12 protein-coding genes are annotated in these 20,985 nt (G+C 36.6%); all 12 read left to right on the forward strand.

What is annotated here, in order from left to right:
- Window positions 1-142 precede the first annotated feature (142 nt).
- The 12 genes from DXA07_RS02240 (at window position 143) to DXA07_RS02295 (ending at window position 20,841) form a co-directional block, all read left to right on the forward strand.
- Window positions 143-346, forward strand: a complete 204-nt coding sequence (locus DXA07_RS02240; RefSeq protein ID WP_118483206.1) for a helix-turn-helix transcriptional regulator — start codon at window positions 143-145, stop codon at window positions 344-346.
- 88 nt (window positions 347-434) lie between these two features.
- Window positions 435-3,128, forward strand: coding sequence for an ATP-dependent DNA helicase (locus DXA07_RS02245; RefSeq protein WP_118483208.1), 2,694 nt, complete (start codon window positions 435-437; stop codon window positions 3,126-3,128).
- Between the two features lie 14 nt (window positions 3,129-3,142).
- Window positions 3,143-4,822: a site-specific DNA-methyltransferase gene (locus tag DXA07_RS02250; protein WP_118483210.1), complete on the forward strand. Its 1,680-nt coding sequence runs from the start codon at window positions 3,143-3,145 to the stop codon at window positions 4,820-4,822.
- Entirely contained in the window at window positions 4,816-7,020 is a 2,205-nt protein-coding gene (locus DXA07_RS02255; RefSeq protein WP_118483212.1) for a DEAD/DEAH box helicase family protein, read from the forward strand. The genes DXA07_RS02250 and DXA07_RS02255 overlap by 7 nt, the downstream gene beginning before the upstream one ends.
- A 48-nt stretch (window positions 7,021-7,068) precedes the next feature.
- Window positions 7,069-8,274 carry a three-Cys-motif partner protein TcmP gene (gene tcmP / locus DXA07_RS02260; protein ID WP_118483214.1) on the forward strand — a complete coding sequence of 402 codons (1,206 nt, stop codon included), beginning with the start codon at window positions 7,069-7,071 and terminating at the stop codon, window positions 8,272-8,274.
- Window positions 8,271-9,872: an SIR2 family protein gene (locus DXA07_RS02265; RefSeq protein WP_118483216.1), complete on the forward strand. Its 1,602-nt coding sequence runs from the start codon at window positions 8,271-8,273 to the stop codon at window positions 9,870-9,872. The genes tcmP and DXA07_RS02265 overlap by 4 nt, the downstream gene beginning before the upstream one ends.
- 258 nt (window positions 9,873-10,130) lie before the next feature.
- Window positions 10,131-11,606, forward strand: coding sequence for a TIGR02677 family protein (locus DXA07_RS02270; protein ID WP_118483218.1), 1,476 nt, complete (start codon window positions 10,131-10,133; stop codon window positions 11,604-11,606).
- The gene (locus DXA07_RS02275; RefSeq protein ID WP_118483220.1) at window positions 11,603-12,739 is read left to right on the forward strand and encodes a TIGR02678 family protein; all 1,137 of its coding nucleotides are present in this window, start codon (window positions 11,603-11,605) and stop codon (window positions 12,737-12,739) included. Before DXA07_RS02270 ends, DXA07_RS02275 begins: the two co-directional genes overlap by 4 nt.
- Window positions 12,736-16,803, forward strand: coding sequence for a TIGR02680 family protein (locus tag DXA07_RS02280; protein WP_118483222.1), 4,068 nt, complete (start codon window positions 12,736-12,738; stop codon window positions 16,801-16,803). Before DXA07_RS02275 ends, DXA07_RS02280 begins: the two co-directional genes overlap by 4 nt.
- The gene (locus DXA07_RS02285; protein ID WP_118483224.1) at window positions 16,793-18,142 is read left to right on the forward strand and encodes a TIGR02679 domain-containing protein; all 1,350 of its coding nucleotides are present in this window, start codon (window positions 16,793-16,795) and stop codon (window positions 18,140-18,142) included. The genes DXA07_RS02280 and DXA07_RS02285 overlap by 11 nt, the downstream gene beginning before the upstream one ends.
- Window positions 18,143-19,056: 914 nt before the next feature.
- Complete coding sequence (locus tag DXA07_RS02290; protein ID WP_118483226.1) at window positions 19,057-19,959, forward strand: NAD-dependent epimerase/dehydratase family protein; 903 nt, start codon at window positions 19,057-19,059, stop codon at window positions 19,957-19,959.
- A 48-nt stretch (window positions 19,960-20,007) separates the two neighbouring features.
- Window positions 20,008-20,841, forward strand: coding sequence for an RNA methyltransferase (locus DXA07_RS02295; RefSeq protein ID WP_117822276.1), 834 nt, complete (start codon window positions 20,008-20,010; stop codon window positions 20,839-20,841).
- Window positions 20,842-20,985 lie beyond the last annotated feature (144 nt).

Genomic DNA, 20,985 nt, shown 5'->3' on the forward strand with positions numbered 1-20,985 from the left:
GAAAATGGAGCTGAAATAATGCAGAAATTGCACGTTGGGCACCTCGCAAGGTTGTGCGAAAGTTTCTTGAAGGTATAGAATGGTTGTGATATAATGTTTAGTGGATTTTTTTAAGTTTTTGATGCATGATGGAGGACACATTATGGCTGTATCATACAACAGATTATGGAAGTTATTAGTGGATAGAAAAATGAGCAAAGCGGATTTGAGGAAACAGGCAGCAATAGCGCCTAATACAATGACGAAGCTTAGGAGAGATGAAGAAGTGACATTGGGTGTGCTTGGCAAGATTTGCAAGACGCTTGATGTGGACTATGGGGATATTATGGAGTATGTAAAGGATTGAGTACGGATTTTTGGACACCATTTTCTGTATAATAATATGTTGAATAAATAGTCTTTAATATTTTTAGACTTGGCAAGGAGGATAACCAATGGATTTGTTTGAAAATCTGTCTGATAATCAGATTGAAGCGGTAAAAACTATTGATGAGGACTTGGAAATAATTGCATGTGCAGGTGCCGGTAAAACCGGTGTTGTTACCCGTAGAATAATTAATATTTTAAAATCAAATCCAGATATTTTGCCTGAGAATATTGTCGCATTTACATTTACGGAGAAAGCAGCAGAAGAATTAAAGAGCAGGGTTTATAAATATGGTGAAGCAGTGTTGGGAAATACCAAGGGCTTTGCCAATATGTATATTGGTACAATACATGGTTTCTGCTTGAAGATATTACAGGAACATATTGTTCAGTTTCAGAAATTTACAGTTTTAGATGAAATTAAAACGAAGTTATATATTGAGAAAAATTATAACTTCTGTGGTATGCCGGATTTGGGGTTGAAAATATATACAGAGACCAATTTGTTTTTGAGTGTAATGAGCACATTAAATGAAAATTGGTTTGAAAGAGATAAGTGGGATGAAAAAACAAGAACTGCAGTTGATAAATACAAAGGAACATTCTATAGAAAGAAATATTTTGACTATTCTTTGATTATGCAGGAGATGCTTAATCAGTTGGAGAACAATAAGGATTTCGCAGATATCATCTTAAGTAAGATAAAGTATCTGACAGTAGATGAGTATCAGGACACAAATCCAATACAGGAAAGGTTGATTCACTTTATCAAACAAGGTGGATGTAACTTGTGCATAGTTGGTGATGATGATCAGACGATTTATCAGTTTAGAGGAAGTAATCCGGAGAATATACTCACTTTTAGAGAAAGATATGGAATCAATAAGTATATTGTTTTGGGAACAGATTATAGGAGTTCAGAAGCAATTGTCGATATTGGAAAGCGTGTTATTGTAAATAATGAAAAGCGATTACCGAAAGTAATGGAATCAGGAAAACTCGTAAAATATGAAGAAGGCGATACGGTTTATAGGGAGTTTGATGGGTGCGATGAAGAATATGAATTCATTGCGAAGCGTATAAAGGCATTACATGATTCGGGTGTTAAATACTCTGAGATGGCTGTCCTGCTTAGAAAACGTAAGCATGGACCGGATATTGCCAAAATGTTTGACGAGTATGAGATACCATACATTATTGAAGGCGTAAATGAGCTGTTCAGCACTGCCGAATGTCAGGCGGCAAAGGGAATATTTGATTATCTTGCCGGTACAATCGGAATGATGGAATTATTTCAGCTTTGGAAAAGTATAGATTATGAATTAGATGAAAAGGAAATAGCAGAAGCAATTGCTACGCTAAATGTAATTGATGTAAAATCCAAAAAATTCTATGGAGAGTTTGTATTACAGAAGGTATATCATGATTTTTTACGTAGAATATCAATTGTAGATGAGAGCAATTCATCAGAGATTATTTTATATAATTTAGGAAAGTTTAGTCAGGTAATTAATGATTTTGAAACGATTTATTACACCACAATACCTGCTAATAAGCTTAGTAGCTTTTGCAATTTCTTAAAATACACCGCAGATGGATATTATCCAGAAGGACATATTGCGAATACATATATTAGACCAGATGCGGTGAATATTATGACAGTGCATCAATCCAAAGGATTGGAGTTTACTGCGGTCTTTATTCCACAGATGAATCATAATAACTTTCCGTCAGCAAAGATGGGAGGAAAGAGTATTTGGCATGTGATAGAAAAGGATTGGATTCCAAATGCAGATAGATTTGCAGGAGGCGTAGAAGAGGAACGTAAATTGTTTTATGTTGCTATTACGCGCGCAAAGAAGTTTTTATTCCTAACCCGATCTCCTGGAAATGCAAGAGAAAAGAAAGTATCAGAGTTTATGGTAGAAGCGAAAGAATCTCCATATATGCTTGGCTTTGATGAAAAAATGGTATATACAGGGAACCATATTCCGCCTATGAGCGAGGATGCAGCCCCACTCAATCTTAATTTTTCTATATTACAGGATTACTTTGACTGTGCATACCGTTTTAAGTTATCCATGTTTTACGGATTTGTACAACCTATTGTACCGGCGTTAGGGTATGGAAAGACAATGCATGAGATTGTTATGAATATACATAGAAGATTCTTAAGTGGAGAAACATTGTCATCTGAGGATATTGAACAGATTGTGAATGACAGCTTTTACTTACCTTATGCAAATCCTAAGCTACAAGACAACATGTTGGAAGGTGCAAAAAAATCCATAGCTGGATATGTAACTAAAAATCAGGATGATTTTGCAAATATAACAATGGCGGAGACGGATATTGAACTGGATATGGGAGATGGAATAAAGGTAAATGGACGGATTGACTTGGTAAAACGTCGTGAAATATCCGGTGAAGAGAAAACTTATATCGTTGATTTTAAAACGGCTAGTCGAGAGGTTACAGAGTGTATAAATGCAGAACAGTTAAAAATATATGCATTGGGATATCAAAAACTAACTGGGGAAACTGCAGATTATTTGGAAATCTATAATTTGGATAATTCTGAAAGTGAACGTCAGAGAGTAACTGAAGGATTGCTTGAGAATGTAAGTCGTGATATCAGAGATGCTGCTTCAAATATTAGAAACAATGATTTGCCACGAAAATGTAGCAAGGAAAAATGTCAGAAGTGTTACTTGAACTACTTGTGTTTGAGTAAAAAGGAAAAACAGGAATATGAAGTATAGAACAGGAGAAACGTATGAGCAATTTGTCTAAAATCCGTCGGGATAAAATGATAGAGTTTTTGGAAACTTTAAAAGAACAGCATAGCGATGATGAGTCTTTGATTGCAATAAATCAGATTGAAAAAGAACTGCTATCAAAACGCTATGGACTTGTATGGGAAGAGCATGAGGAAGTTGTTGATGTAATGATGCGTGATAATATTCCGGTTTTTACGGAAGTAAAAGAACGCGAAATATGTATGGCACCGGGCGAGGACTATAATTTCCTGTTGGAAGGGGATAATTTGCATAGTTTACATTTACTTGAGAAAACGCATAGAGGAAAAGTGGATGTTATTTATATTGATCCACCATATAATACAGGAAACAAAGACTTTGTGTATGATGATGCTTTTGTGGTTAAAGAGGACACTTATTGCCATAGTAAGTGGCTATCTTTTATGTCTTTGCGACTTAATTTAGCCAGAAATTTATTAACAGACGATGGTTTAATTTTTGTTAGTATTAGTGATGTTGAACAAGCTAACTTGCGTTTGCTATGCAATGAAATATTTGGAGATAATAATTTTGTTGCGAATTTGGTCTGGGCCAATAAGGAAGGTGGCGGTAGTTCGGATAGTAAGCTATTCAGGATAAAACATGAATATATTTTGGTTTACGCCAAAGATATTACAATGATAGAGATAGCTGGAGTAAATATAAGTAATGAGGAACGTTATAAATGTAGTGATGAATATGAGAGGATCAGAGGTAAGTATTATCTACAGAAGTTGGGTATGGGTTCAATTCAGTATTCAGAATCACTAGATTATCCAATAGAAACTCCTGATCATACATATATTAATCCAAAAGATAATAATAGTGGTAAGAAAGCATGTTGGAGATGGTCAAAGGATAAATACATGTGGGGGTTAAAAAATGGATTTATAGAGATAAAAAAGGACGCAAAGGGAATTTGGACTGTCTATACGAAACAATATCTTAATTGTGATAATGAAGGGAATATTATTAAAAGAACCAATAGGCCAATGGGTATTATAGATGAATTTTCAAGTACGCAGGGGGCAAAAACTATAAAACAATTATTTGAAAATGTGGCATTTTCTTATCCCAAAGACGTTAAATTGATTAAATGGTTACTTCAAAGAATGGTTAAAAAAAATGTAACTGTGCTTGATTTTTTTGCTGGCTCAGGAACTACAGCACAAGCAGTTTTGGAGTTGAATAAGGAGGATGGAGGACATCGTAAGTTTATTCTCTGTACGAATAACGAAAACAATATTTGTGAAGATATAACATATCAAAGAATTAAAACAGTTATTAATGGTAAAAGACAGGATGGAAGTATATATTCGGAAGGTATTCCGGCAAATCTAAAGTATTACCATACAGATTTTGTATCAAAATCCGAAGAGTATTTAGCAGACGCTTTGCTAGATCATGTGACCGAAATGATTCAATTAGAACATGGTATTAAAATTGATGATAATTCTTATATCATGATTATGAGTGATGATGAGGCTGATGAATTAGAAAAAAAATGGTCTGAATATAACGAGATTAAAGCGATTTATGTATTTCAAGATGTGTTACTAACCGCATCGCAAGAGGCGCTTTTTGGAGCAGCGGATATGTATACAATACCTGACTATTATTTCGATTTTGAATTAAGAGAGGCGGGAGAATTATGGTAAAAGGGATAAAAGATTTTGAGTTTCAGAATGATTGCGTCGACTTCTTGATTCAAAAGACGGTAGAACGAGATAGCAAGAAAGTGATTACTGTCAAGGCTCCCACCGGTGCGGGAAAGACAATTATTCTGATTAAATATATTGATGAATATTTGAACAATACAGATAATAATACAGCATTTGTTTGGCTATGTCCGGGTAAAGGAGACTTGGAAGAACAAAGTAAGGAACAAATGGAACGCATTACACCACAGAGAGATACGAGAAATTTATTGTATTCCTTACTAACTGGTTTCACGCCGGGAAGCATCACTTTTATCAATTGGGAACTTGTAACTAAGCGTGGAAATAATGCACTTAAGGATGGCGAGAGACAAAATCTGTTTGATAGAATTGCAGATGCCCACAAAGAGGGAACAAACTTTGTAGTTATCATTGATGAGGAACATACTAATAATACCAGCAAGGCGAATGATATTATAAATGCTTTTGCAGCAAAGAATATTATACGTGTGTCTGCGACAGCAAATAAAGTCAGTCATCAGGAGTATTACGAAATACCGGAAGATGAGGTTATAAATGCCGGACTGATTACACGTGCGATTTATGTGAATGAAGGTGTAGATGAGGATAAACAGATAGTAAATGATTATGACTATCTGCTTGATTTGGCAGATGAGAAGCGTAAAGAAATTGCAGAAAATTATAAGTTGGTAGGAGCTAATATACGTCCGCTTGTTTTGATTCAGTTTCCTGCCGGACAACCTGAAACAATTAAAGCTGTTGAGGAAAAACTGGAGTCCATGGGGTATACATATGACAATGGAATGGTTAATATTTGGATGAGTGATGACAAGATGGTGTCAGACGATTTAACCGCTTTAGATGGTACACCTGCATTTTTGCTTATGAAGCAAGCTATATCTACCGGATGGGATTGTCCTCGGGCAAAGATACTTGTTAAGTTGCGAGAAGGCGGAAGTGAGGAATTTCAGATTCAGACAATTGGGCGTATAAGAAGAATGCCGGAACGAAAGCATTATGGGATAAATGTTTTGGATTTTTGTTATTTGTATACGCTGGATACAAAGTATAAGGAAGGGTTATTATCCTCCTTGGATAAGGCATATCAGTTGCGGCGCTTATTTTTGAAAGATGAAGTAAAGGGTTTTTCGCTTACCAAAGAATTGCGTAATTTGGATTATGATGGCCTGGGCGAACGGGAAACTCTTCTAAAAGTACATGAATACTTTAAAACTACTTATTCATTGACCGGGAATAAAGAAAATAACAAAGTTAATTTGGCAGGAGCAGGCTACAATTTTGATGAAGAAATTGATAGTCACATTTTGCGAGGAATTTTTCGTACAACGGAGGAATTGACAAAACAGGATGCACAACGACAAATTGTGATGAAAACGCAGGTGAACACTCATACGCATGGTGTATATTTACTGCATGCGATAGATGAAATAAAAAAGGTAACCGGTATGCAATCACAAAAGGTAAAGGCGATTCTGGAAAGAATGTTTCGTAAAGGAAAGAATAATAAATATAAATTTCTTGCATTAGATACGAACGCTTTTTATGCATTTATTATTAACAATACGCAGAAGTTAAAAATGGATTTTAAACATGTTACCAGTCAGATGAATGTTCAGCAATCCTTTGTTTTGGAACCTAAGACAGATAAGTTCACAATTCCGGAACAAGAGATGTATAAGTTCAGTGAAGTTAGGAAAGAACAAGAATTCCGTTTATATGCATATTGGAAATACACAACTGCATTTTGTACCGATAGAACACGATCTTTACCCGAGAGATTATTTGAGCGTTACTGCGAAAATAATCGTGAGGTGAAATGGTTTTACAAGAACGGAGATGCCGGGCAGCAGTATTTGTCAATCGTATATACAGATGCATTGCAGAAACAGTGGTTGTTTTATCCGGATTACATTGTACAAAAAGAAAACGGAGAAACATGGCTTATTGAAACAAAAGGTGGCGAGGCTTCCGGACACAGTAAGAATATTGATATGCAAATCGGTAATAAATTCTTAGCATTTAAACGATATGCTGAACAGTATGGTCTCAAATGGGGATTTGTAAGGGATGAAGATGAACAGTTGTATATTAATAATACCGAGTTTGCAGAAAGTATGGCAGATGAACATTGGGTAGCGATTGAGGAAGAGTTTTAATAATACAATATGATGTATATTAGGGTATGATGAGAGAGGGAGGTTTGTATGATGAATACAGATATATTTTTCGATAGCCCGTCTGAGCAATCAAAGATAAAAGCGAAAATTGTGTCAAGTTACTTTATGGCGTGGTCAAGAGTGATGTGTAATAATTGGTCTTCTTCTAGCGAGATAGGATATGTTGATTTGTTTAGCGGACCAGGAGTTTACCAAGATGGGAGTGAATCGGTTCCTCTACTTCTTGTTAAAGATGTGTTGAATAATCCTAGACTTTTAAATCGTATGTGGTTTTTATTCAATGACCAAAGTGAGGACAATATTAATAATCTAAGACAACATATAAAGAATGCAGACATTGATAATAAATTGGATAAACGTATACAGTATTCAACTAAAACCGTTGATGAGGCATTTGCTAGTGATATTAGAATTAATGCACAAGGACCAATTCTTTCTTTTGTGGATCCGTTTGGTTATAAGGGATTAACAATAGATTTGATATCTAAGTTAATAAATAATAATGGTTCGGATTGCATTTTCTTTTTTAATTACAATAGAATTAACATGGCATTGAGCAGTAATACAAAATTTGATGAGTATTTGGAAAGCATTTTTGGGGGTACAAAAGTATCTTCTCTCAAAGCTGAGCTAAGCGGACTGTCTGCAGAAGAACGTGAACCTATAGTACTAAATGCATTAGTTGCGTCTTTGAAGAATAATAATGCAAACTATGTGTTGCCATTTAAGTTTTATAGGACAGATATGGTAAGGACAAGCCATTTTATAATTTTTGTTTCAAAGCATAAGAGAGGTTGCAGTATAATGAAACAAATAATGTATGCTAATAATCTTATCAATATTGGTGAACGTGCTGGTAGTGGCGTGTCAAACATCTTTAACGTTTGGGCAGATGAAGGTTGGGAAGAACCGGTGATTGAGGAGAGATTTGATCCGGACAGAACGGTACTGTCGCTTTCTTTTAAGAAAAAAGTGACGAAAAAAAGTGGTGAAAAAAAGTGGCGAAAAAAAAGTGACGAAAAAAAAGTGACGAAAAAAACGCAGGAAAAATACGATGCTATTTTTAACGCTATGCAACCTGAATGGTGGTATAAGGCATCTGAATTTGAGGCTATTGCAGGTGTTAAGGAATCAAGAATTAAAGTGTTGCTTAAGGATATGTTGGAGCTAGGATTGATTGAGAGTACTGGCAGTACGAAGGGTAAGATGTACAAAAAGTTGAATAAAATATGAAAGGAATAAATATGAGAACTTCAATACTTGATGAATTGGTAAAAGCAAATCGTGTGCCTGTACTATTTATCGGTTCAGGCATTTCAAAAAGATATTTATATGGGTATCCGTCATGGGAAGAACTACTAGAAAAATCTTTTACCAAGTATGAATCGGATCCGTTTCAGTATCAAAAATACTTAGATGAATGTAGACGTAAAAAAATGTCGGATTTTGAAACTAATGTGTATATGGGAACTTTGATTGAAAAACAGTTTAATGAGGCATTTTATGATAGAAAAATCAAGTTGGGAATTGGAAATAATAAAAATCCCAGTTGGGTAAAGCGCGGTATATCTCCATATAAAATGTATCTTGCGGATTTATTTAAAAAGCAAAAATTAAATAAATCATTCAAGTTACAGGAAGAACTTGTGAAGTTCCGTGCATTAAAAAATAAAGTGTCTGCTATAATCACAACAAACTATGATACCTTTTTGGAAAATGAAGTATTTAATAAGGATTTTCAAGTGTATGTTCGACAGCACGAATTGTTTTCTGCAGATAGTTATAATATTGCTGAAATATATAAAATTCATGGAAGCGCAACGGATGCAGAGTCGATAATTATAACTGAGGATGATTATAATCACTTCAAGGACTCTAGAAAACTTATAATAGCGAAGATGCTTACACTGTTTGCAGAATCACCTATTATATTTATGGGGTACTCTATGACAGATGAGGATGTCAGAAATATCATTGAGGATTTTTTGAGCTGTTTGTCAGAAGAGCAATTGGTGGACATTAGAAAACATTTTGTTTTTATCAGTTATAAAAAAGATGAGGAAGAACTTATAGAAATAGAGAGATCCATTGTAACAAAGAATGGTGTAGAAATACCATTTGTGGAAATTCAGACGGACAATTATGTAAAAATATATGAAAAATTAGGAGAAATTACTCCGGGAATATCTCCGATAAGAGTGCGTGAGACTCGGAAAGTTGTTAAAACAATTGTTGATCAAAGTATGACATCGCTGGATGCTGAATCTATTATTGTTGGAATAGATAATCTTGATAATATAGATTTATCTACTAAACCATTAGCTATTGCTATCGGATATAAGGATAATATTTTGAATAAGTATGGATATGGTAGATTTGAAGATAAACAAATATTTGAGGATATTATCTTTGATAACAAAAATTTTGATTCAGAAGCGATGTGTGATGAACGGTTACGTGGAATTCCAATCAATAGATTGCTTCCTGTATTCAAATATGTAAAGGGACAAGATATTTCTGAGAATAGTAAATTATATAACTATATGCAGGCGCATAATACTATGGAAAAAATAATCTCAAGTACTGTTTCCAAGAGTATAAAAAATGTGCCGGAATTTGATACATATGGACAACTTGTTGGGTATATGGATACGCTTGATAATTGTAGAAAGGCAGCAATGGTCATACTGAAGAATATTGAAACGCTTAGTGTAGATGATTTGAGATTAGCATGTAAGTATTTGAATGAAAAATATCCAAATGATTATGCGACAGAAACAAATGCAAAACGTTGTATTATGTGTTTGGATTTTAAAGAAAACTATGAATAAAGAGAAATGCTAGTAAACTTTTCTTGGATAAACCAAAAACATTACTAGCATTCCTTCTTGTTATTAAAGAACATTTAATGTTCTATGTTCTCTTTTTATTATATGTCGCATTAAGTGTTTTATACACTTTGTTATCGACTTAGATATAATACAATTTTTTAGGATAGTTGTCAATGAAGAAATTGACGGGAATTTTTAGCAAAAAATCACTTACAAGAGAGCTTTTCCGTAAAAACTGATAGAGAAAGGATACAAAGGATGGAACATTTTGATCCAATACATGAAACCTCGTATTTATCTGTGCCGAATGCACCGATATATCGAAAAATCATGCGTTTGTTTTATCATGAATATGAAAAGATGCATTTTCAATTGTACAAAGAAGATGTATTCCGGTTGATTAGGCAGGATGATTTTTTTGCAGACTATACCATGGAGCAGTTAGTGTTGGATTTGGAGGTACTTGTTAAATGGAAAAATCTTACACCGATTCAAGATCCTGGACGAGTTTATACCATTGCTGAGTATAAAAATAAGCAGTATCGATATACTATGTCTGAATATGCCGTAGAGATAGAGCGATTGACAGTCAGATTGGAAAATGTTTTTCTGGAGTCGGGGAATTTATCTACAAATTTTTTCGTCCGCATGGAGAAAAGTCTTGAAGATGCTGAACGAATGGAACATGTAGGTTTGAAAGAGGTTAATGAATGGTGGAGCCTTCTTCAGGAAGATTTTAAGCGGCTCAATCAGAATTACCAGGATTATCTTCGGGATTTTTATTCGGGGAAGACGGATCATTTGATGAAATCTGTTGAATTTGTTATTCACAAAGATAAATTTATAAAATATTTGAATGAGTTTGTCCAAGCACTTCAGCAACATGCAAGGAGAATTGAACAACTTTTGGTGAAGGTTATTGCCGTTGTAGAAAATAGTGTTTTGGAGAAAGTGATACAAAGTGAATTGGATATACCACATGCGCTTTTGGAAATTCATGGCAATGCGGAGCCTAGTATAAGAGAAAATGTTATCGGTAAATGGAATTCTTTGAAAAACTGGTTTATTGATACGCCAGATCATAATTGCGAATGCAAAAAGGTTTTACAGATTACCAATGATGTCATTCGAAGTATCATTCAAAATGCAGCATTGATTGTTCAAATTCAAAATTGGGGAATCAGTAGAAAAGATGATTATAGAAAATTTTTGGAATTGTTTCTAAAATGTGAGAATCTTGATGAGGCACACAAACTGTCTGCTCATGTTTTTGGAATACAGAAAATACAACACTTTAAGACAAATGAACCTCGGGAGGAGGATGTAATTAATAATTGTGTGTATGATGAGGAACCTGCGGAATTTTTGTTAAAACCACATACAAGAAATTATAGGGAGAAAAAGGATAAGAGAGGTTTTGCAGATAAGTCATTAGAGAAATATATGCAGAGGGAATATTACTTGCAACGTGTCAGAAAGCAAAAAGAGATTGTCATGCATTACATAAAAGATAATCGGATTACCTTTTCAGAAATTAATGAAAAAGTGCCGGAAGATGTAAGAATAATATTTTTACAATGGATAGCACAGGCGAATATGAATTCCCAAAAGTTTGGAAGAACAGAATATGGACAGGAATATCAGCTTATCCGAGGAGATGGAGATTGCGTGTTACAATGCGAAGATGGTGCATTAACTATGCCGGCATATGTATTGGAGTTTAAGGAACAATGAATGAAGCAAGAATATTATTAGAAAATTTTTGGATTTGTAAAGATTGTGATAAGGAAACTTATTATAAGGTAAAACGAGACATTCCTAATTTTCAGAAATTTATCCGTGAACAATTGGGATGGAAATTGATTCACACAGAGAATCTATTAAAGTTGGAAAAAAAACCGGCGCATGCACAGAGCTTCATGGGAATAGAAGATTTTACGGACATTAGGGATTACTGTATTTTGTGTGTTGTATTAATGTATCTTGAGGATAAGGAAGAACAGGAGCAATTTCTCTTATCAGAATTGATTGATTATGTTGAAACGCAGCTAAAGACTTATATGGAGATTGACTGGACTTCTTTTACGCAGAGGAAATCTTTAGTTCGGGTCATGCAATATATGGAGAGACTACAGATGCTATGTGTATATGAGGGAAGCAGTGAGGCGTTTGGTCGAGAGGAGGGGCAGGAAGTTCTGTATGAAAATACGGGGTATTCCAAATATTTTGCAACCAGTTTTACTACTGATATTTCCTCATATGAATCATGGAAAGATTTCGAGAAAATTGACTTTGAGGAATTAAACGAAGACCGCGGAACTCTACGGATTAATCGCGTGTATAGACAATTGGCGGTTTGCCCGGCATATTATTGGGAAGAAAATGATGACGCAGATGCACTCTATTTAAAAAATCAGCGGAAATGGGTTTCAAAATATTTGAATGATAATCTGGGTGGAAACTTGGATATCTATAAAAATGCAGCATTTTTAACATTAGAAGCGGATGATTGTTACGGAATGGTACATCCAAGAGATGCTATGCTTCCGGAGGCTGTATTGCTTTTGTGTGCAAAGCTTCAGAAGAAACTTTATGATGGAAAATTACAGAAGAAAGAAAATGAGTGTATATATCTTTCAAGAAACGAATTTGCTGAAATAGTTTTTGATTGTCGTAATCAATGGAATGATGCATGGAGCAAGGAATTTCGGGAAATGGATGAGAAGAAACTGCTGGAGACAATTCTGGAGTATATGGAGCACTGGATGATGCTTGCATATGATGGAGATGAAATTACAATCTTACCGGCGGTTGGAAGGATGAAGGGCATTTATCCGAAAGATTTTGAGGGAGGTACAAAGAATTGACAAAACGATGGAAAATGAATCGAATAGGATTTGTAAATTTTTGGCTATATGATGAGGAAGATTTTGAATTTGTGGATGGAAAGCTCCTTCTCAGAGGTCAAAATGGTTCCGGTAAGTCAATTACTACACAGAGCTTTATTCCGTTTGTGCTGGATGGGGATCGTACACCGAGCCGTTTGGATCCATTTGGTTCAAGTGATCGTAGAATGGAATATTATTTCTTGGGTGAAGAAGGAAAGGACGAGTCTACAGGCTATCTTTTTTTGGAGTTTAGAAAAGAGGATACTGCCGAATACCGAACAATTGGAATTGGACAACGAGCAAAACGCGGAAAGCCAATGGATTTTTGGGGCTTTATTATTTTGGATGGTCGCAGAATTGGTTATGACATATGGTTATATAAGGAAGTTGGAACTACGAGAATTCCCTATGATAAAAGAGAAATGAAGACACAACTCGGAGAGAATAATATCTTTACGGATAGTCAGAGTGAATATAAAAAATATGTCAATCAACATATTTTTGGTTTTCGTAAGGCAGAGCAATATGAGCAGTTTATAAAGTTGCTTGTTAAAGTACGTGCTCCGAAGTTATCCAAAGAATTTAAGCCTACAAAAGTATATGATATTCTCAATGATTCTTTGCAGACACTTACGGACGAAGACTTACGTGTGATGGTTGATGCAATGGAGAAAATGGATGAGATCCAGGATAGTTTGGATATGCTTAAACGTGCATATACGGATGTTAAGGCGATTCGAAACGAATACATACGTTATAATCAGTATATGATTGCAAAAAAAGCGCAGGCGTATCTTGCAAAAAAGAAAGAGGTTGAAACGGAGCAGAGTCTGCTGGATACACAGAAACAGAAACGCTTGGATGCAGAGAATGAGCAACAGAACAAAAATGTCCAATTAGAGGAATTGAAAGAAAGCAGAAAATTGGTTGATATTGAACGAGCAGGGCTTTTGGATACGGATTTAGAGGGGGTAGATCGTAAGCTTGAAGAGGCAAGGAAAAATAAAAAGGAGTATGAAACTCAAGAAAGAAAATGGGATAAAAAGATAGAGGAAAGCAAAGAACGTATATTTGCTGGAGAAAGAAAACTGAAAGAAATAAAAAATCGTTTGGAATCAAAACAACAGGAATTGTTGGATGAAAGGCATGAGTTGGATGAACAACAGGAAATTTTACAGTGGAATCAGCATCAAATTGCAATTAAACTGATTGAATTGGAACAATATGAAGAAACTAATGAGATTGTTAATGGTTTGGATACATATAGAAAACTGATTAAGGAGTGCAAAAAAGTAATTCGGCGGTACGAAGAGATTGCTAAACAGTATGATGAAATCGAAAGCAGATTAGAGCAGATTAGACAACATAGAAGTTTATGTGAGCAAGAATTGGACATTGCGCAGGGAAATGTAATCAGTTCGATTGATCAATGGATTGTAAAGCTTTTTAATGCAAAGAAGATTTCCGAACAATGGAATCCGGAAGAGGTATTATTGAATGTAGTCGAAGAGAAAATCAGACAGTATCAATCCGTTGAAGATGCAGGAGTGGTACAGGAATTGCTGCGGACAGATTATGAAAGACAGCGTCAGACACTGACAGATGCAAGAAGTGATAGGGAGTATGAGTTAAATCATCAAAACGAGATTTTGATGAAAACAAAGGAGGAATTGTGTCAGCTTCAAAATCAAGAGGAATTGGAGCCGGAGAGAGAGGAAAGTACAAGGCAAACACGAGCTGCTTTGCAGGAAGCAGGCATTAGAGCAGTTCCGTTTTACAAAACTGTGGAATTTGCAGAGAAACTGAGTTCCGTTGCATGTGCAAGGTTAGAGGCGCAGTTGCAGAAAATGGGAATTATGGATGCTTTAATAGTTTCTCAGCAAGATTTTGAGAAAATTCGGAAGTCATGTCCACGATTTTTAGATACGGTTTTATATGTAGAGAAAAAAGGAAATTCACATTTTTCGGGGTTGGTAGTAAGTGAAACGTTAGGAAATGGACACCGGGAAATGGTCGAACGTATATTAAGTAATATTTTTGAAAAGAAGGGTTGCGGACAAGGCATCTTTCTTGGCGAGGACGGAAGTTTCCGTCAAGGTATTTTAGCCGGAAGGGCAGATAAGACAGGTGAAGCGGAGTTTGTCGGTTTACTTGCAAGAAAGAAACGAAAAGAAGAAAAGCTTCGGTTGTTACAGGAACAGGTTCGGGAATATACGAAAAATGTGGAAGATATCAATGAGGAGATTGATAAGATTAAGCAGTGTCTTGTTACTTTGCAGGAGGAGTATCTGGGATTGCCGGGATTTGCTGCTATTAATGATGCATTAGCAAAAGAGAAAGATTGTAATTTCGCATTGCAGAGAATATGTGAACAGTATAATCAGGAGGAAATACAGGAACGGAATTTTGCTCAGCAGAAAAATGAACAATATCAGATAATGTTGAAACAGTGTAAAGGATTTCCATACGCACGGACGAGAGAAGCTTATGATGAGGTAGGAGATGCACTTGAAGAGTATAATCGAATCTGGCAGAATGTGCGGGGGAACTTAGTGCAGCTTGGAACAGAACGTATGAGTTGCGGACATACTGAGGAACAGATAGCCATGGCAGAACAGGCGATGGATGATGCTTTTGTAGAGAAACGAAATTGTAGTACTCATGTAAAAGCATGCAATGTTCAGATCCAGCAGTTTGAGGATTATCTTAACAGACCGGAAAATATTGAGAGAGCAAATAGGTTAAAAGAGCTGAATACGGAGCTTGAACATTTGAATAAAGAGTATGATGATGTAAAAGAGGATTTGGCTCATTTGGATGAAAGAATTCAAGGATTACTCGAATCGGAACCGAAGCAGACGGAAAAACTTAAACAGGCAATCGCAGAAGAAACCTTTCTTAGAAAGTATTTTGAGGAGGAACTTTCTCTGAAACTTGTTGTTGAGCGAGGAAACCGTACGCTTTTCGAATGTGCTAAAGAAGCAGTGGGTGTCATTAGGGAAAATGATAAAAACAGAGAATCTTCAGATATGTTGAATGCGTTATATCAAGTATATCAGAAGTATAATGGAAGTTTAGCAAACTATGGTACATCTTTGGAAGAGTGCTTTGGAACAGTAGGTGACACATCAATAGAAACAGAGATGACCAATATGCTTCGAAAGCGTGTACAAGTTGTATCTACCTGGAATGGAAAAAAGGTTTATTTGGAGGAATTTTATGGAATCTTAAAATCAGCAATTGAAGAAACGGAATTGTTGATTCAGAAAAAAGACCGTGAATTGTTTGAGGATATTTTATCTCAGACTATCAGCCAACAGTTAACAGATCGAATTGAAGAGAGCAGAAAATGGGTTTTGGATATGTCAAAGCTTATGAAAGATATGGATACTTCTATGGGGTTGAGTTTTTCGTTGGAATGGAAGCCTCTCAAAGCAGAGAATGATACAGAGCTCGATACAGTTGAGCTGGAACAGATTTTACTTCGGGATCGATCACTTCTCACAATGGAGGATATTGAGAAGGTTGCAGCGCATTTTCGAAGTAAAATTCATACAGAAAAACAAAAACTTGAGGAAAATGGCAGTGTGATTAATTATATGGAAATGATAAGAGACGCATTGGATTATCGTAAGTGGTTTGGATTCCAAATGTATTTCCGACATGGAGAGGAAGCGAGAAAGCCATTGACAAATGCAGCTTTTAATCGATTTAGTGGTGGTGAAAAGGCAATGGCGATGTATGTTCCGCTGTTTGCAGCAGTCAACGCGCAGTACCAAAAAGCCGAAAACAAAGAACATCCTCGTTTGATTGCGTTGGATGAAGCTTTTGCAGGAGTGGATGATAAAAATATCAGTAGTATGTTTGAGCTTGTTCATAAGCTGGATTTTGATTATATTATGAATTCACAGGCATTATGGGGATGTTTTGAAACTGTAAAGGGACTTAGAATTGCTGAATTGCAAAGACCGCAGAATTCTCAAACTGTTTCCGTAATTCGTTATACATGGAATGGACATGAAAGGATACTGGATGAGCAATAATACAGAGTGTGCAAACTATTTTAAGAGTAAGAAAGAATATCATAGGTGTATGGAGGCATGTCGAGAAAAATGGAAATCCCTCGGGAGAGTAGGTGGAAGTATCACATTAAGTAACACAAATGACGAAGAACGTCGAGCAATAGGGGGAATTCTTGGAAAAAATTTTCAGGATAAGGATATCCGCTTTGATTTTAACAAATTTGAACAGGGATTGCAGAAGACGTGCTTTGCTCCGATAGATATGAAAGAAGTATTGGAAGCATATTTTGATGAACCGATGTATACCAATCAGGGAGAGAAAAAGGCGCAGGAGGAACAGAAAAGCGCTTTTTTTCAAGAGCTATCTGATAATTTGATTCATAGCATAGATGGTGAGTCAGTCGCAATTTTATGGGTTCAAGGGATGCTTTCAGATAAAAAATATGGCTATCAGCAGTTGGTGAGGGAATATAAAAAAGACAGCCATCAAGCAGCAATATTAGCAAAAAATGTAGGAAATGCACTCGTGCAACTGGAGAATACAAAGGAGAGCGATGCTGAGTCACCATTATCGGTATTTGCTGCAAAGATATCTGGAAATCCGCATTACTTTGATCGTGGTTCTACTCCTGGACAACTTTTACAACACGCAATATGTTTTTGGAAAAAATCGGAATTACCTAAGAACGCACATCAGTGGCGTGAATTGTTGTTCGAAGTGGGAATTGTACCCGATAATGTTTCTTCGATTTTGCATGCGTATGGGTTGCATCTTCAGACTAAGGAAGGTTGGCATCCGGCATATGAGGCATTTTGCAGACTACATGAACCCTATGTTATTACTATGGAAAATCTAAAAGGAATTATCGGAGCTATGACAGATGGGGATGAGGTGTATGTAGTTGAGAATGAGATGGTTTTTTGCTATCTGTTGGAACATGCAGAGGAGGAGATAAAGAAAAGACCTGTCAGTGTAAATAAACCTAATAATAAAAATTTGACATTACTTTGTACATCCGGACAATTTCGTACGATAGCACTGGAACTGGTTCCACTCATTCTTAACAGTGGATCTGAAATCTATTACAGTGGGGATATTGATCCGGATGGAATAAGAATAGCAGATCGGTTATGGCAGAAGTTTGGAAATGGAATTCATATATGGCGTATGTCACCGGAAGATTATGATATAAGCATTTCGAAAGAGTACATTGATAATAACGGATTGGTAAAATTGGAGAATATCCAGCATCCATTGTTAAAACAGACCGCAGAAAATGTGAAAGGAAAAAAGCGAGCAGCTTATCAAGAGAATCTGTTGAAAGAATTACTTGATGATATTTGTCATAGTTTTAAGTAAGTGTCTTAATTTTGTATGAACATGACGGGATTACGAGGAAATAGCGTATTGATAAGACGATAATGTTTATTGGTATCAAATCGGTATCACAACCACCGAAATTCATATCACAGAATGAAATATTGGCATAATTTCCAATTTACATTGTTTTTCGCCCATGCTATATTATGGCTTAGGTGGACGAAAAAGCGTGATACGTTTTTGATACTTTCCCCCGGAAAAAGATAAAATAATAGGTAAAATACCCATAAAAAGAGTCACAAAACGGCAAAAACCGTAACAAATAAGTTTCTAAACATAGTCAAATCAGACCGTGAAGGTGGTAGAACTGTAGGTTCAAGAAGAGTTGCAACTATCATCGAGTAATCGCTGATAAACCGCATAAATAAGGGATTTTCAGACCTTCGAGGGTTCGCCCTCGGAGGTCTTTTTTTCTGCTTAAAAATGGGTTTTGACCCTATTTTGACCCTAATTTAGAGCAAAAAATGAGCTTTGACCCTACAAATGACATAAAAATCTCAGAGGGAAGATTTAAGGATAGGAGATTTACAGATAGGATATTAAGGGTACAGGGGATAAAATACTTTAACATACACGTAGATGCGTGTTAGTCTGAATACAGAAAAAGGTGCTACCGATAGACGGTTAGCCCACATATTTTTTGATTACAAGAGTAACCGTTCAGTTTGTGAGTCTGGGGCGGTTACTTTTGTGGTTTATTACTATCTTTACCGAATATGTATCCGGTACAAAAGCAGGTGATGCCAAAGCCCACGACTGCACTCTTCCGGGTATTTTTTTGTTTATCGATTAGCAGCAATATTGACAATGAAATTACCGGTATGTTACTTTGTAGATGCAAACAATTGGGTGGGCTTATAAGCAAGCCCTGTGCAGCAGAAAAGGAGATATCAATGAAGAAAATCTTGATTACCGGTGGAACCACATTTGTCAGTAAGTATGCAGCAAAGTATTTTGTAGAGCATGGATATGATGTCTATGTAGTGAACCGTAATTCAAAACCGCAGGTTAAGGGCGTTACGCTGATTGAAAGCGACAGACATAATTTAGGGGATAAGCTGAAGAATCTGCATTTTGATGTTGTTGCCGACATAACCGCTTATGATGCACAAGACATAATTGATTTACATAATTCGCTGGACTCTTTTGATCAATATATAATGATTAGTTCCAGTGCGGTATATCCGGAGTATGGTGTACAGCCATTTCCTGAGAATTCTGAAAGAGCAGTAAATAAATTCTGGGGAAAATATGGAACAGATAAGATCGAAGCAGAAAATGCACTGTTGGAGAGAGTCCCGGATGGTTATATTTTAAGACCGCCATATTTATATGGTTCTATGGACAACGTCTATCGGGAGGCGTTTGTATTTGACTGTGCAATGGCAAACAGAAAATTTTATTTGCCGGAAGCCGGTGAGATGAAATTACAGTTTTTCCATGTGGAAGATTTGTGCAGGCTGATGGAAATAATAATTACAAAGTGCCCAACGGATCATATTTTGAATGTCGGAAATGAAAATGCAATATCGATAAGAGACTGGGTTATCAAATGTTATGCCTGCTTTGATAAAGTACCGGAATTCGTATCGGTACCGGAAACAGTAGAGCAGAGAAATTATTTCAGCTTTTATAATTATGAATACTGTCTTGATGTGACCCGGCAGAAGAAGATATATCCGGAGACGATGTCAATGGATGCCGGGTTACAGGAGGCTGCAAATTGGTATATAGAGCATGAAGGTGAGGTAAACAAGAAGCCATATTGGAAGTATATCGATGCCAATTTGGTATAAAGGTAATTGACATAATAAGATGACAAGCGTGTGTATCAGGAAGGAATTATGATGGAGATAATAGAAGTAGCGGATCTGAATCGATCGGAGCTGGTGGTTTATGCGGAGCTCTCGGAACGGCAGCTTGCAACAATCTATGAACCGGCGGAAGGGCTGTTTATTGCTGAGAGTCCGAAGGTGATCGGGCGGGCGTTAGATGGTGGATATGAACCGGTGTCTTTTCTGGCAGAAAAGGGACAGCTTGCAGAGGCCGAGGAGATTCTGAATCGGATGGAGGATGTTCCAATCTATGTTGCACCGGATGAGATATTGACGAAGCTTACCGGTTATCATCTGACAAGAGGACTCTGGTGTGCGATGCGCCGCAGGACATTGCCAACGATAGAGGAGGTATGTCAGGGAGCGAAGCGGATCGCTATTTTGGAAGAAGTGGTCAATCCGACAAATGTGGGAGCGTTGTTTCGCTGTGCCGCAGCACTTGGAATGGATGCGGTGATATTGACCGGTGGCTGCAGTGATCCTCTTTACAGGCGTGCAAGCCGTGTGAGTATGGGAACGGTATTCCAGATTCCGTGGACAATGTTGTCAAAGAAGGATGGTATCTGGCCGGAGCAGGCAATGAAGACATTGAAAGAAATGGGCTTTAAGACGGCGGCAATGGCACTTCGGGAAGATAGTGTAGGAATTGATGATCCGCAGTTAAATCGTGAGGAAAAGCTGGCGGTTGTGCTTGGTACAGAGGGCGATGGGCTGGCCGGAGATACGATAGCTGACTGCGATTATACGGTTATGATTCCGATGGCACATGGTGTGGATTCACTTAACGTAGCGGCGGCAGGAGCGGTAGCTTTCTGGCAGCTGGGACATCAGCGGCAGGAGTAGTATCCGTTTGTAAAGATTGTGCGTCGACGACAGGAAAGGGTGGTCTTCTGGCAGGTGAGATACCGCTGACAGGAATAAATAGTATTCATCTGGAAAGTTATAGCATCAGTCGCAGAAGGGAGCAGCCCGCAAGAAAACATGCTG

Origin of the sequence: Clostridium sp. AM54-37XD, from assembly GCF_003478225.1 — a bacterium.
GTDB classification, from domain to species: Bacteria; Bacillota; Clostridia; order Lachnospirales; family Lachnospiraceae; genus Coprococcus; species Coprococcus ammoniilyticus.

What these genes read in the sequence shown, in the direction of transcription:
- DXA07_RS02240 (WP_118483206.1), top strand. Translation starts at nt 143, where the DNA reads ATGGCTGTATCATACAACAGATTATGGAAGTTATTAGTGGATAGAAAA.
- DXA07_RS02245 (WP_118483208.1), top strand. Translation starts at nt 435, where the DNA reads ATGGATTTGTTTGAAAATCTGTCTGATAATCAGATTGAAGCGGTAAAA.
- DXA07_RS02250 (WP_118483210.1), top strand. Translation starts at nt 3,143, where the DNA reads ATGAGCAATTTGTCTAAAATCCGTCGGGATAAAATGATAGAGTTTTTG.
- DXA07_RS02255 (WP_118483212.1), top strand. Translation starts at nt 4,816, where the DNA reads ATGGTAAAAGGGATAAAAGATTTTGAGTTTCAGAATGATTGCGTCGAC.
- tcmP (WP_118483214.1), top strand. Translation starts at nt 7,069, where the DNA reads ATGATGAATACAGATATATTTTTCGATAGCCCGTCTGAGCAATCAAAG.
- DXA07_RS02265 (WP_118483216.1), top strand. Translation starts at nt 8,271, where the DNA reads ATGAAAGGAATAAATATGAGAACTTCAATACTTGATGAATTGGTAAAA.
- DXA07_RS02270 (WP_118483218.1), top strand. Translation starts at nt 10,131, where the DNA reads ATGGAACATTTTGATCCAATACATGAAACCTCGTATTTATCTGTGCCG.
- DXA07_RS02275 (WP_118483220.1), top strand. Translation starts at nt 11,603, where the DNA reads ATGAATGAAGCAAGAATATTATTAGAAAATTTTTGGATTTGTAAAGAT.
- DXA07_RS02285 (WP_118483224.1), top strand. Translation starts at nt 16,793, where the DNA reads ATGAGCAATAATACAGAGTGTGCAAACTATTTTAAGAGTAAGAAAGAA.
- DXA07_RS02290 (WP_118483226.1), top strand. Translation starts at nt 19,057, where the DNA reads ATGAAGAAAATCTTGATTACCGGTGGAACCACATTTGTCAGTAAGTAT.
- DXA07_RS02295 (WP_117822276.1), top strand. Translation starts at nt 20,008, where the DNA reads ATGATGGAGATAATAGAAGTAGCGGATCTGAATCGATCGGAGCTGGTG.